The organism is Scopulibacillus darangshiensis, assembly GCF_004341035.1.
Classification (GTDB): Bacteria; Bacillota; Bacilli; order Bacillales; family Sporolactobacillaceae; genus Scopulibacillus; species Scopulibacillus darangshiensis.
In genome coordinates, this window is sequence record NZ_SLXK01000005.1 from 114,017 (window position 1) to 127,903 (window position 13,887).

General features: G+C 40.2%; 14 protein-coding genes. 7 read left to right on the forward strand and 7 right to left on the reverse strand.

Annotated features, from left to right (window positions below; genetic code table 11):
- Positions 1 to 33: 33 nt before the first annotated feature.
- Complete coding sequence (locus EV207_RS05790) at positions 34 to 660, reverse strand: histidine phosphatase family protein (RefSeq protein ID WP_132744574.1); 627 nt, start codon at positions 658 to 660, stop codon at positions 34 to 36.
- 415 nt (positions 661 to 1,075) lie between these two features.
- Here EV207_RS05790 and EV207_RS05795 point away from each other — a divergent pair, with 415 nt between their 5' ends.
- Positions 1,076 to 1,672, forward strand: coding sequence for a GNAT family N-acetyltransferase (locus EV207_RS05795; protein WP_132744576.1), 597 nt, complete (start codon positions 1,076 to 1,078; stop codon positions 1,670 to 1,672).
- Positions 1,673 to 1,693: 21 nt separating this feature from the next.
- Here EV207_RS05795 and EV207_RS05800 read toward each other — a convergent pair whose 3' ends face one another.
- Positions 1,694 to 2,533, reverse strand: coding sequence for an alpha/beta hydrolase (locus tag EV207_RS05800; protein ID WP_132744578.1), 840 nt, complete (start codon positions 2,531 to 2,533; stop codon positions 1,694 to 1,696).
- 293 nt (positions 2,534 to 2,826) lie between these two features.
- On the opposite strand from EV207_RS05800, the gene EV207_RS05805 reads away from it, so the two are divergent.
- A complete protein-coding gene (locus tag EV207_RS05805) occupies positions 2,827 to 3,486 on the forward strand; it encodes a hypothetical protein (protein ID WP_132744580.1) in 660 nt (219 codons plus the stop codon).
- A 56-nt stretch (positions 3,487 to 3,542) separates the two neighbouring features.
- Positions 3,543 to 5,075, forward strand: coding sequence for a glycine betaine uptake BCCT transporter (locus EV207_RS05810; protein WP_132744582.1), 1,533 nt, complete (start codon positions 3,543 to 3,545; stop codon positions 5,073 to 5,075).
- A 46-nt stretch (positions 5,076 to 5,121) separates the two neighbouring features.
- Here EV207_RS05810 and EV207_RS05815 read toward each other — a convergent pair whose 3' ends face one another.
- Complete coding sequence (locus EV207_RS05815; protein ID WP_165886844.1) at positions 5,122 to 6,435, reverse strand: C40 family peptidase; 1,314 nt, start codon at positions 6,433 to 6,435, stop codon at positions 5,122 to 5,124.
- A 355-nt stretch (positions 6,436 to 6,790) separates the two neighbouring features.
- On the opposite strand from EV207_RS05815, the gene EV207_RS05820 reads away from it, so the two are divergent.
- Positions 6,791 to 7,300: a hypothetical protein gene (locus EV207_RS05820; RefSeq protein WP_132744586.1), complete on the forward strand. Its 510-nt coding sequence runs from the start codon at positions 6,791 to 6,793 to the stop codon at positions 7,298 to 7,300.
- Between the two features lie 50 nt (positions 7,301 to 7,350).
- Here EV207_RS05820 and EV207_RS05825 read toward each other — a convergent pair whose 3' ends face one another.
- The 4 genes from EV207_RS05825 to EV207_RS05835 form a co-directional block, all read right to left on the reverse strand.
- A complete protein-coding gene (locus EV207_RS05825) occupies positions 7,351 to 7,761 on the reverse strand; it encodes a FixH family protein (RefSeq protein WP_132744588.1) in 411 nt (136 codons plus the stop codon).
- A gap of 9 nt (positions 7,762 to 7,770) precedes the next feature.
- Positions 7,771 to 8,331 carry an SCO family protein gene (locus EV207_RS05830; RefSeq protein ID WP_132744680.1) on the reverse strand — a complete coding sequence of 187 codons (561 nt, stop codon included), beginning with the start codon at positions 8,329 to 8,331 and terminating at the stop codon, positions 7,771 to 7,773.
- Between the two features lie 312 nt (positions 8,332 to 8,643).
- Complete coding sequence (locus EV207_RS23680; RefSeq protein ID WP_279389172.1) at positions 8,644 to 8,775, reverse strand: hypothetical protein; 132 nt, start codon at positions 8,773 to 8,775, stop codon at positions 8,644 to 8,646.
- Between the two features lie 24 nt (positions 8,776 to 8,799).
- Complete coding sequence (locus EV207_RS05835) at positions 8,800 to 9,024, reverse strand: DUF3892 domain-containing protein (RefSeq protein ID WP_132744590.1); 225 nt, start codon at positions 9,022 to 9,024, stop codon at positions 8,800 to 8,802.
- 595 nt (positions 9,025 to 9,619) lie between these two features.
- Between EV207_RS05835 and megL the strand changes: the two genes are divergently transcribed.
- The 3 genes from megL (at position 9,620) to EV207_RS05850 (ending at position 13,848) form a co-directional block, all read left to right on the forward strand.
- On the forward strand, positions 9,620 to 10,834 hold the full coding sequence (gene megL / locus EV207_RS05840) for a methionine gamma-lyase (protein ID WP_132744592.1): 1,215 nt from the start codon (positions 9,620 to 9,622) through the stop codon (positions 10,832 to 10,834).
- Between the two features lie 559 nt (positions 10,835 to 11,393).
- Positions 11,394 to 13,454, forward strand: a complete 2,061-nt coding sequence (ltaS, locus tag EV207_RS05845; protein WP_132744594.1) for a lipoteichoic acid synthase — start codon at positions 11,394 to 11,396, stop codon at positions 13,452 to 13,454.
- A 118-nt stretch (positions 13,455 to 13,572) separates the two neighbouring features.
- Complete coding sequence (locus EV207_RS05850; RefSeq protein WP_132744596.1) at positions 13,573 to 13,848, forward strand: alpha/beta-type small acid-soluble spore protein; 276 nt, start codon at positions 13,573 to 13,575, stop codon at positions 13,846 to 13,848.
- The last annotated feature ends 39 nt before the right edge of the window (positions 13,849 to 13,887 follow it).

The window sequence follows — 13,887 nt, forward strand, 5'->3', positions numbered from 1 at the left end:
GCCAGCTTTGACTAAAGCTGGCTCTTTCCCATTCTATAGTTTCATCGGAACAATTTTGAAATGTGATGTATCCGCACACTGGCTGATTTTCCAATCCTCACCGCTGATCTCTACCGTTGTCAGGCTTGTTCCTTCTATATACGGTCCTTCCCACAACCGTTCTAAGGGTGTTTTATTAAAGTAGCTCAATATAATTTTTAAAACAATCGCGTGTGTAACAATCAGGACTTCCTGACCCTGGTATTCATTCAGAATATGTTTGAGCCACGGCAAGACCCTTTCTCTAACCTGATAGAAATCCTCACCATTTGTAGTTTTAAATAAATGGGGCTTTGTCCAAAACAAAAGTGATTTATCAGGGTCCTTCTTTTCGATATCACCCTTCAAACACCCTTCCCAATCACCAACATTAATCTCCAGAAAATGCTCATCCTGTACAATCTCTATATCTCGTGTCCCCCGAATGATTTCCGCGGTTTCCAAAGCACGTGCGCTCGGGCTTGAAATGATCAGATTGATATTTATATTATTCAGGCGTTCCGACAGCCATGACGCCTGCTCTCTGCCTCGTTTGGTTAATAAAGAATTTTGCCTGCCCTGCATTCGGCCTTCAACATTCCATTCTGTTTCGCCGTGCCGGGTTAAATACAACTTTGCCATTTAAAGCCCTCCTCGAAAAAGTAGAAGCAAGTACAACTTATTAATATCAGGCGGCAAACTGCCGCCAGCTAAGGTTCTAGGAAGGGTTGCAACATCATGGTGCAAGGAATCATACTTCCTTCTTTCAATTCTATTTTCAATTCTATTTTCATGAGATAAATTCCTTTTTCGATCCAAAAAATATTATTAAAGTACCATTAGCATTATACTTGACCATAAACTAAAATTCGTGAAACATACGGTGATCCCTGCATTCATTCTGGGACAAATATGTGACAAAATACGAGTCGAAAGTAGCAAATTCGCTGCTACAAAATACAATATTTTATTTATTCAAAAATGAGCAAAAAATATGCAGCGGTTAGTTCATTGTAGGGTATAATGATGTCATGGAAATCAGACAGGGGGAAGTATAATGAATATTGAAGCGGTGGAAGCTATTGAACTATCAGGAGAGGCTGTGAAAATCACCCCAATGACATTGGATCATGTGTCAGGTCTTTTTGAAGCAGGGAATGATCAGAGAATCTGGTCTTATATGCCAATGAACATCAAATCTGCCAAGGACATGGATAAGCTTGTTCACCAAGCTTTGCAGGATAAAAAGTCAGGGACTGCCTTCCCTTTTGCCATCATGGACAGCAACTCCAAAAAGCTTATCGGCAGCACCCGATTTCTAGATATCTCTGTTCCTAACAGAAACCTTGAAATCGGCTGGACATGGCTTTCACCGGCAGTATGGCGTTCCAAAGTCAATACAGAATGCAAATATTTACTTTTGAAATATTGCTTTGAAACCTTAGAAACGATACGGGTCCAAATCAAGACAGACGAGCGGAATACAAGATCACAACAAGCTATAGAAAGACTCGGTGCGGTTAAGGAAGGCATCCTACGAAATCATCGCATCCTCGCCGATGGCTTCTATCGCAATACCGTCTGCTACAGTATCATTGAAAAAGAATGGCCGGCGGTTAAAGCCAGACTCGAAAGGCATCTTAAAAGAAACTAGACACACCAAGTAACCAGGATGTCAACCGCTGACATCCTGGTTTATAAATGATTTAATTTCCGTTGCGACTTCTTCTGGCTTTTCTTCGGGCAATAAATGACCTGTATTCTCGAATGTCCGCAATGTCACTTCAGGCAAATCCCTTTTGAATCTTCTTGCTACAGATACAGGGACGACCCGATCTTCTATCCCCCATAATAAAAGGACAGGCTGGCGGATTGTGTGAAGAACGAGCGGCGTCAAGTCACCTTCGCGATGGCGCATCAGCCTGACAAGCGAACGATAAAAATCGATGTTTTTCAACGGGGCAAGATAACCTTCGACCATCTCATTCGTCACCAAATCACGGTTATGAACGACTTCCAAAAATGTCTGCATAATATCCTTTTTTCTAAAAAAGTACTGCAAATAATAACTCATAAATGGTAAATAAGACGCCCATCTTAGCCACAGTCTAAGCCTTCCCAAATAACCGGAAGCACTTAAGCCGACAACTTGTACAATTCTGTCAGGCGCTTGGTTTGCTGCGTACAAACTGATTTGTCCGCCCATTGAATGTCCCACCAAAACCGCCTTTTTTAACGCCATTGCATCCAGAAAGCCGATCACTAGCCTCGCGTAATTATCCAATGAATAGAAAAACTTAACTGATTTTTCACTTTGCCCAAAACCAGGCAAGTCCAGTGCGAAAATGGTAAAAGAATCACTCAAATAGGGAATCAATGTTCTAAAACTAAAGGCCGATGACAAATAGCCATGAACCATGACCAGCACCGGCCGTTGTTCTTTCAGGGGACAGCCATGATGCTCATAATATATCTCCACATCATTTATTTTTTTAAAAGATCCTTTGCTTTCCATCGCTTTCTTCTTCCTTTAGCACTGTTTTATTTTATTGATACAATCATGACGTTTATTTAACAAAAATTAAGGGTAAATGTGATATGTCCAAGCAGCTTTCGAACCCTTATATATACCATACCCCATTAATCGGCATAACCAATCATGTTTTACTTAAATTAGGACATCATAAAAGGAAACCATTTTTCCGACCGTTTTCTTTGAGTTTGACAATGACTTGTAATAAAATATTATTCGTTGTGTCTGGATAAGCAAGATCAATGTTTAACTAAAATTTGAAAGGGGAACGAATATTGAAACTGTACCAAGTAAGAAAAGGGCAATTCGTCTATTTTAACAATGAGCTATGCAGGGTTTATTCTGTCAAGCCTATGTATAAGCAATCCGTTCATCTCATTAGGCTTAGAGATCTGAAACAACAATTAACAAATGCCGCCAATGTTGAAAGGATCAAGCCTGAGCCGCTTGACAGCTTTCTTTTCAATAACAACATTTATACTTTACATAGGGACAAAAAAGCATCCGAGGGAGATTTTATTCTTATTACAAATCCAAATCCGGATTACCTGGACCATTATTTTTTAAATGCCATAGAAGTTGTTGCAACAGTTGAAAGCAAAGGTGTCATTACCAATAAGTCTAACGGAATCAGGCATAATGAGTATTTATTGATGGTTCCCGGCCGTGAGAGTGGCAGCCGCCCTATCGAGTATCAAGACATTGAAAAAGTTCACGACAGTGAAGCTATTAGTACTGATCAAGCTGTATCAAACTTTAATAACATTGAAGTTGGTGATGTGTACAGAAAACGGAACAGCGATACCGCAGTTGAAGCGATGGTTATTGCGATACAAGGTGAAACCATCATTTTGGGAGGGAATTTACAACTTCCAAAAAACGAGTTGACTGATCATGAAAAATGGGAGTTTTTATATAGCCTCAACCAAGATTAATGGAAACAAAGAGGTGCTATGTCGTGTTAATAGTAAGAGCCTGAAAGGTGGATTTGATGAAAAAAGTAACCATTGTATTTACGATTTCAGTTATTATTGCCGTTCTATTCGTCTTATGGGGAGCACTAGCTCCAGATAATCTTGCAAGGGTATCAGGTAATATCCAACAATTTCTGCAAACCAACTTTGGTTGGTTCTATCTCATTGTAGCAAGCGTTATATTGCTTTTCGCGATTTATTTAATTTTCTCTAAATATGGGAAGATAAAACTCGGAAAGGATGACGAGGAGCCTGAATACGGGCTAATTAGTTGGTTTGCTATGCTGTTCAGTGCGGGGATGGGAATTGGTATCGTTTTCTATGGTGTCGCAGAACCCCTGCAAGACTATATGAGCCCTCCTTACGGGGATCCCGGCACAAAGCGAGCAGCGGAAGACGCTATGCGGTTTTCATTCTTTCATTGGGGCTTTCATCCTTGGGGGATCTATGCTGTGATCGCTCTTGCACTCGCTTATTTTAAATTCAGAAAAGGCGCACCAGGTTTAGTGAGCGCCACCTTTTATCCCTTATTAGGCGAAAAAACAAAAGGCTGGGTTGGAAAGCTCATTGATATCATTGCTGTATTTGCGACGATTTTTGGTGTTGCAACGTCGCTTGGACTTGGGGCTGCCCAGATTAATGGCGGTTTACATTTTATAAACCATGGGATCCCTAACAGCATTGGTGTCCAATTTATTATTATCATTATCGTTACGGTATTATTTATGCTGTCCGCTGCATCCGGTTTGGGACGTGGTATTAAATGGCTTAGTAATGCGAATGTGACCGTTGCGATTATTTTGATGCTATTTTTATTATTTGCCGGTAACACGGGCTTTCTGCTCGATTATTTCACCTCAACCTTTGGACGCTACATCCAAAAACTGCCGGCGATGAGTTTGAATATTTCACCATTTGAAATACAGCATAGCAAATGGATGCAAAGCTGGACACTGTTCTACTGGGCTTGGTGGATTGCCTGGGCACCGTTCGTAGGGACATTTATTGCCCGTGTATCCAGGGGACGTACGATCCGTGAATTTATTATCGGAGTCCTTGTTGTTCCTACCATCTTTTGCACGTTATGGTTTTCTATCTTTGGCGGTTCAGGGATGTACTTAGAGCGGGTCATGAACGTGAATTTATCGGATGTCATCAATACTCAAGGCATCGAGGTATCGTTATTCGCTGTTTTGGCGCACTTCCCATTAAGTACTTTTACATCGATTTTAGCGATCATACTCATCAGTACATTTTTTATTACATCGGCAGACTCGGCAACTTTTGTTCTTGGGATGCAAACGACAAACGGGAGCTTGAATCCGCCAAACATCACGAAAATAGTATGGGGAATTCTTGTGGCGGCTGCCGCATTAGTCCTTCTTTGGTCAGGCGGATTGACTGCACTGCAAACAGCATCCATTATCGCCGCCTTCCCTTTCGCGTTCATTCTCATCTTTATGATGTTCTCGCTGATTAAATCCTTTAGGGAAGAATTCAAGCCAAGAAAACGAAAAGAACGCAAAATGGAAACAGAACGGATGCAATAAAAAAATAAAGCCACAGATGAGAACTCATCTGTGGCTTGTTTATTATTTAATTTCCGAGTACGCGCTGGGCATGGTTAAATTTAGGAGCCCACCAACTGTTGCTCATTGAAACTATTGCAACACCGGTGCTATCTTGAGCTCCGATAAATTGTCCACCGCCCATGTATATACCGACATGACCGTTTGTTTTATATGTGTCAAAAAAGACAAGGTCACCAGGCTTTAAAGCACCTTTGCTGTTGATTCTTTGACCAACATTCTTTAACGCTTCTGTTGATGCACCGCCTAGATTTATACCATTAGCTCTGAATGCCCAGCTCACAAAAGCAGAGCAATCAAAAACGCCATTAGCGATATCAGATGCAGAGCGGCCTCGTCCCATTTCATATCTGGAATGACCAATGTATTTTTTACCGGCATTGATAATCCCCGAAATGCCGCCTGTTGCGACATCATCAGATATTAACGTTGTTGAATGATCTGATTCATGTGACTCTGGCTTTGGGTTAGGTTTGCTCGCTTTATGTGATGAATGGTGAACACTTGACCTGCTGCTGTTATCCGATGATGCATTCTCATGTGTGCTGACTTTTGTGACTTTAGGTTCCTTATTAGTATCCTGAGCCGCTGCAGCAACTGGGTGCTTATCCGCTGTCTTCTCTTCCGAGAGAGCAGCCTCAGCGTCTTTAAGATCAGATAATCTATCATCAATGCTCGCCGCTTTGCTATTCAGAACATCGGCAGCCTTTTGTTTTTGTGCATGCATCGTTTCAATTTTAACAAGCATCCCTTGGAGATCATCCATTTGCGACACGGAAGCTTCTAGATTCTTTTGCAGCTTTGCCTGGTCATTTTCCAACTTTTTCTTATCGGCTTTTTGTTTATTAATAATCTTTTGGTCATTTTCCGTAATTTGCTTCATCGCGAATGCCCGCTCAATCAAATCACCAAAACTATCGGAATTAAAAATGACATCCAAAAAGCTAGTGTTGCCATTTACGTAATACGTTTTTGCTCTTTCTTTCAGGTAATTTTCCCTTTTCTTCAGGGCCTTCTTTGTTTTTGAAATGTCCGCTTTCAAATTCTTTATATCGTCCTTGGTTTCATTAATGTCAACTTGTTTTTCACTGACTTTACCAGTCATATTTAACATTTGGTTGTTAAGCTTATTAAGCTCTCCAGAGAGCTTCTGCTCTTGGGCCAAAACCTGGCTTTTGGCCGATTGTTGTGCTGCCTGTTCACTTTTCACACTATTAATCTTTGAACCTATTGATTCCTTTGCATATGTATTGGTCGGTGCCACCGTGCTGTATGTAATCCCAAGACTTAGCGCAATTGTCAATGTTAACTTCTTTTTCATCATTTCCTCCCCAAAACTCTTATTCCGTTTTAAGACCTTAGTCCTCTTTTTCGAGCTCTATGTTGTCTGAAAAAAATACACTATTCGAACTGCTTTATCGAATCTTATTATATCATTCAAAAGCCCTAGGACTAAGCCCTTTTATATTAAGAGTACATTTCGGTTCGTAACCCTTTTGTAATATTTTATCTAACAGGAATGAATTTTGTAGTTTTTTCACATGTCATCATTCTGTAATTTAGGCGAAAAATATCGTTTTTTGGGGGTTGGAATCCAAAGAATTGTTTTGTTGTAGGACAGCGTATCTGGTCATAAGTATGTAATGACCTTCCAAATTCGGTTTTAAGGAGCGGATATGATGCATTATATATTTGGTGCACTCATACTCATTGTCATTATTATGAATCAGCTGAGGGAAAGACCGATGACCGGAAAGTTATACCGCCTGCCAATTCTATTATTAATATCAGCAAGTTACGCTGTATCGAAAATGCCTGTTGTATCGGTTGGGGATTGGGTTATTTTATCATTTGGATTGTTCTTCGCTTTCGGTATCGGGTTGATTCAAGGGCGTTACACACATCTTACAAACCGGGATGGCGTGTGGTACGTTGCAGGATCGACATTGGCTATCCTCGTTTGGATCGTGTCTATTCCTATAAAATACGGGCTTAGTTTTGTTGAGCTGTCAGGTCTCCATCTCCATCCGCATTTAAGCGGGCCTTCAAGTTATATTATTTATCTGTTTTCGATTTCCGGGCTTTTACTGGGGAAAGTCACCATGTTAATGCTGAGACACCCTACCTTAGTTAAAAAAATGGGGAAAAACGAGCAAAAGTTAAGACAGCTCCGTGCCGCAAGATAAGCCATAGGCTGCCCACTCTAAGTGGCAGCCAATTTTTCTTATATAAAATTTTATGAAGACACATGAAGGACTTTCACAGGCATTGTATGGCTTCCACGAGCTGTAACGTGAGCGATAATATGATAGTCACCTGGAGCTTTAAAGGTATGCTTTAACATATAATGCCCTTCTTTTGTATGAACACCTTTATAAATACGGGACTTATTCTTTTGCCCATCTTTCCAAATTTCGAATTTTACCTCGTCCGCGTCATCTACATTTTCTTCCTTTTTTGTTACTTTAATTTCAACTTTACCAGATTCATTTACTTTAAAAGCATTTTTATCTGTTAAAATGTTGACCTTAAGTGGCGCAAGGCTGTCATCACCATTACCCTGATGTGATATCTGACTATCACTATTATTGCATCCGGCAAGAATGAATATCATCAATCCAATAATGAATACCATTTGCTTTTTCATGTCATACACCTACTCGTTCAATGCTTTAACATCTTTTATAATATCATCATAAGGAACATCACTATAGCCATTGTATTTTTGTACAATAGTCCCTTTCTGATCGATTAAAAAGATATTTGTACCGTGCGTATATTGGTCGTTCCCCTTCGCGGGCTTTGAAACTGCGGATTTAAAGGATTTCTCCGACAAACTTTTAATTTTATCAAAGCTGTACCCCGTTAAAAGATGCCAGTTGGAAAGGTCAGCTCCTTGTTCCTTTGCAAATTTTTTTAATACATCCGGGCTGTCTCTCTTTGGGTCAACTGTAAATGAAACAATTTGTGCCTTTGCTTCTGACTTTTTGAGCTGCTCCTGTAAGGCAGCCATATTACGCGTCATAGGCGGACAAACGGTTTGACAGTGTGTAAAAACAAAATCAGCAAGCCAAACCTTACCTTTTAGATCTGAAAGGCCAAAATCTTGTCCAGTTTCATCTGTCGCTTGAAAGTTTCCTACTTTCCAATTAAATGCATGGGGTTTTTCATGCCCGCATCCCGTTAATAGCGCTGATGCTAAAATTAAAACACTCATTCCAGAAAAAAATTTACACAAAAAATTCTGCACAACCTCACCTCAAATGAAGATATGATGGCTTTCTTTATTATTATAAATAAAGGTCAGAGTAGAAAGAAAGGTAACAAAATTGAACATTTTATAACAATTAACAACAACTTAACATTGCTGGATTTTTGAACAGGCATCATCCGGCCGCTTTGATGACCGTTCGAACCGTTTTTCCATTCACTCCCATGCCGGGCACACCATAACAAAAAAACCGGACAAACGTCCGGTTTTTCATAATTTTAAATCGAGTTTCTTCTATTATATATGTCACCTGTCGGTTTATGTCGAAGGCCGGTCAGGACCTTCCAGTTTTTTATCACCGTATCCTTCTAAATCTTCTTCGTTAAATCCCCTTGGTTTTTCCTTTTCTTTTCGCTGGTCTGACCGTCTTTTCTTTTCTTCTTTTGCCAATTTACTAACCTCCTCTTGAGCTTTTTAGAACGTTGGCAGATTATCTAAGTTGTTGGATGGATCGCCATCAGCGTTTGACCTTAAATGCTCATCGCCATCCCTGCCTTTGAACACATTAACACCTTCAACTTGACCACCTTTGGCCATTGCCTGCGCTTCTTTATAATCGACCACTTTTCCTGACGACGTTTTTAATTCGACGATGTCACCGTCACCATTTTTCCTAACTGCAACAAATTTATCAGCCATTTGGTTTCACTCCTTGTAACAATATGATGAGCGGGTGTCGCACAGATTATGCAGGAAGCCGCTGCTACTTTTGACACATTAAGATAAACCGATGTGATGGGATATCTATATAGCCATTTGTTTCGATATTAACGTGGAGTTTGTATAGCTGATCCATATAGGTGCCAACCTGGCGCTGGGAAATGGCAGCGGTTCACTTGCCATTCTTCCGGTATCAGTAAAGAAAACTCGCCGATTGGCGAGCCTTTGGTGAAGACAGAGGCGTAGTTGCGACGCACAGGACGTGCTAGTACTGGCGTTGTAACAGGATGTTACGTCTTTAGCCAGTGCACTTATGTGCGTCAGAAAGTTATACTTTCTGATTAACTTAAAAACGAAAAGTCCCACCCTGAAAAAGGCCTTTTTGCTTGCTCTAAATAAAAATAAAACATTTCCTCCGATTTCATTGGATAACTCCTTTTTTATTTTCCATTATGCCATAACATGTTCTTCCTTTTAACAAAACGACAACAAATAATGAAACCGCTTTCAAATTTATGTGATTTATCATATGATGGAATAGAGAGATAGATATTATGGGGAGGTCATTTTAGAAATGGTACACCAAAAGAAGCGGTTTGAGACGGAAATTATTCATACAGGCTATGATTCGCTTGAAGAACAAGGCAGCTTAGTCCCGCCTCTTTTTCAAACGTCAACATTCACCTTTTCCAGCGCACAAGAAGGTGAACAGCGCTTTTGCGGTGAATCGAACGGCTACATTTATTCTAGACTGGGCAATCCAACCGTTCGTATTTTAACTGAAAGAATAGCTGCCCTCGAACAAGGCGAGGCTGCTCTTGCATTTGGCTCGGGAATGGCTGCTGTATCCGGAACCCTTTTTCATCTGACAAAAACTGGCGATCATATCCTCTGTTCACAAGGCATATACGGCTGCACATTTGGGCTGCTCCAGTTAATGAAGGAAAAACATCAAATTACACATGACTTTCTTTCAATGGACAAAGAGGATGAGTTGCGGAGTGCGATTCGTGATAACACAGCATGTCTCTATATCGAAACACCGATAAACCCTACAATGAGGCTGATTGATCTAGAAATGGTTGTCAAGGTGGCAAAAGAATATAATGTACCTGTTGTTGTCGATAATACCTTTAGTTCCCCGTATTTGCAACAGCCTCTCACCTTGGGTTGTGATTATGTCATACACAGCGCGACCAAATATATAGGCGGCCATGGGGATGTCATTGCCGGGCTTGTTATTGGCCGTCATGAAGAACTTGGGAAAATGGCAATGTCAACACAGAAAGATATCGGCGGCATCATTTCACCATTTGACGCGTGGCTCTTGCTTCGCGGCCTTAAGACGTTGCCTGTTAGAATTGACCGCCATTGCGATAATGCCGGAAAAATCGCGAAAATGTTAAAACAGCATCTGGCTGTGAAAAAAATGTATTTTCCTGGCGATCTTGATTTTCCGCAACATGAATTGGCTCAAAAGCAAATGAAGCGTCCGGGCGGCATGATCAGCTTTGAAATTAACGGCAACAAAGAGGATGCACAAGCGTTTCTAAATGCTTGCAAGCTGATAAAAATTGCAGTAAGTCTTGGTGATGCGGAAACATTAATCCAGCATCCGGCAACAATGACTCACGCTGTTGTACCAGAAGAAGAACGCCTCAAAATGGGCATTACCGACAATCTGATTCGTCTATCCGTCGGTTTGGAAGCTTGGGAAGATATCTGGGATGACCTCAAGCAAGCACTGGATCTTATGACCCCGGAAAACACGGCTTATGAAATGAAATAGCAAAAGCGATGGCGCCTTTAGCCATCGTTTTTCTTTTTCTTACCACTCAATTTTGCATTTTATAGCCAAATTCCCCCAAAGTGCTAATTTAATAAAACTCGTGATATTTTACCCTTATTTTCCATATTTTTGAGCTCCATTCTTTCTTAACATTAGTGCGAATATTATTATTTGTTTCGGTTAAGTTATTGTTGTAACACTTTTTAACCAAACTGAAACTTTTTAAAGGAATAATTCGTCTAAATAAGGGTATGTATTTTATTATGTTTCGTTAAGTTAAAAAATATGGGTTGTATCTGAGTTTGATAAACGGACGACCATTTTCCTATGGACCTGTAGCCTATCTTTAGAAATAATTATCCGGTTACTTGACATTTTATTTCAAAGCGCTAAAATAATTTAGGATACTATGAATCCAAACACTGGAAACTATAGGAATATAAGATTAATAAGAGAAGTCTTTTTACCGCCAGCTCAATAAATATTATGGGATGTTTTACACAATTATAAATTGCTGGTTTAAAAGTCATTATAATGACACGCAGGAGGTATGAAGTTTATGAAACTGACATTGAAAAAATGCCAGGATCTATTAAATAAGAAGTACTCGCTCTTCTTTTTAGTAGTTTTTCTATTCTGGATTAAAACGTATCTTACTTACGTCACGCAATTTCACCTTGGAATCAAGAATGACATGCAGGAATTCCTGCTATTTATTAACCCATTAAGTTCGGGACTCTTTTTCTTTGGAATCGCCCTTCTATTTAAAGGACGCGGCAGAAATATCGCAATGATCGTTATCCACCTGATCCTATCTGGACTATTATATGCGAACGTCGTATTCTACCGGTTCTTTAACGACTTTATTACGCTGCCAGTTCTTTTCCAAACAAAGAACTTCGGTGACGTTGGCGGAAGTGCGGTAGCATTAATGAGACCTTACGACTTTTTGTTTTTCCTAGACACTTTATTACTTATTGGACTTATCGTCTTTAAGGTTGTTAAAACACAGGCTAATCGCATTGGCAGACGCGCAACGTTAACCGTATTCGCGACAGCCATTATGATTTTCATTGTTAACTTAAGTCTCGCTGAAGCTGACCGTCCGCAATTATTGACAAGAACATTTGACAGAAATTACCTTGTTAAATATCTTGGAGCGTACAACTTTACCATTTATGATATCATTCAAAACACAAAATCATCCGCTCAGCGGGCATTCGCTGACAGCAGTGATATTACAGAAGTAGAGAATTACACAAAATCAAATTATGCTGACCCGAACAAAAAGTATTTCGGCAAAGCAAAGAACATGAACGTCATTTATGTGTCGATGGAGTCATTCCAAACCTTTATGATTGACCGAAAGCTAAATGGTAAGGAAGTTACACCATTCCTAAATTCATTGGCACACGGGAAAGACGGCACGTTCTACTTTGATAATTTCTTCCACCAGGTAGGTCAAGGTAAAACATCCGATGCCGAATTTATGATGGCAAATTCATTGTTCCCGCTGCCGCAAGGATCAGTCTTTACAACTAAGGCTCAAAATACGTACCAAGCAACACCGCAAATCCTTAAATCTAAAGGCTATATGTCGGCAACATTCCACGGTAACTATAAGACATTCTGGAACCGTGACGAAATGTATAAATCACTCGGAATCGATAAATTCTTTGATGCTGATTACTATGACATGAGCGCTGAGCATACGATCAATTATGGTATGGAAGATAAGCCATTCTTCAAAGAATCAATGCCATACCTTAAGAACCTGCATCAGCCGTTTTTGACTAAATTTATTACACTGTCTAACCACTTCCCGTTCAAATTAGATAAGGAAGATCAGGATTTTCCTGCGGCAGACACAAATGACCAAGTAGTCAATCATTATTTCCAGACCGCACACTACATGGATGAAGCACTAAAACAATTCTTTGAAGAATTGAAGGCTTCCGGTCTTTATGACAATACTGTCATTGTTCTTTACGGAGACCATTATGGTATATCTGAAAATCACAATACTGCAATGGCCAAGATCACTGGCGGAGAAATTACGCCATATAAAAATGCTCAATTACAGCGGGTGCCATTATTCATTCACGTACCTGGGGTTAAAGGCGGTGTAAGGCACACTTATGGCGGTGATGTGGATGTCCGCCCTACTGTATTACATTTACTTGGTGTTAATACAAAGGACTACATCTCTTTCGGAACCGACCTATTGTCTAAAGAGCATCGCTCAATCGTACCGTTCCGTAACGGCGATTTCGTAACACCAAAATTTACTAGCGTAAGCGGAACATGTTATGCCAACCCAAGTGGCAAACAAGTCGATGGCGAAAAATGTAAGCCATACGATAAAGTCGTCAAAAAAGAGCTTGGGCTCTCCGACAAGGTCGTGTACGGCGATCTGCTTCGTTTCTACAAGCCAGATGGATTTGAACCTGTAAAACGCTCTAAAATTAGCTATACAGGCGATCAAACCCTCCCGCTTGAAAGATATGTGGATCAGTCCGAAAAGTCAAAACACCTAACTAATAATCAGTTAATAAAAAAAGATGGGTCAGAGACAAAATCAAATAACGAATCAAAGCAAAAGTCTGATCAATCTAAATAACTCCTTTACCCTTCGGCAAATCATGCCGGAGGGTTTTTCTATATAGAGAATGGCAAGAGCTGGCTGCAATCATTTTGTGTATTAGGGAGAGCCTAATAAAGAAGGAGGTCAGATTATAATGGGCAACAATAATCATTATCTTGTACCTGAAGCAAAAGAAGGCATGCAAAAATTGAAGGAAAAAGTGATGGCTGAACAAGGCTATAACGTTAATCCCGAGCAGCCTAATGATGTAAAATATGAGGTTGCAGAAGAAGTCGGTGTTCCGCTTAAAAAAGGATATAACGGTGACATGACCGCTAAAGAAGCCGGTAAAATCGGCGGCAATATCGGCGGTAATATGGTTAAGGAAATGATCCAAATGGCTGAACAAAGCCTAACCAACAAAAAATAACTGGCTGACCCTTCACAATTAGGGGCATTCCCGAATGAG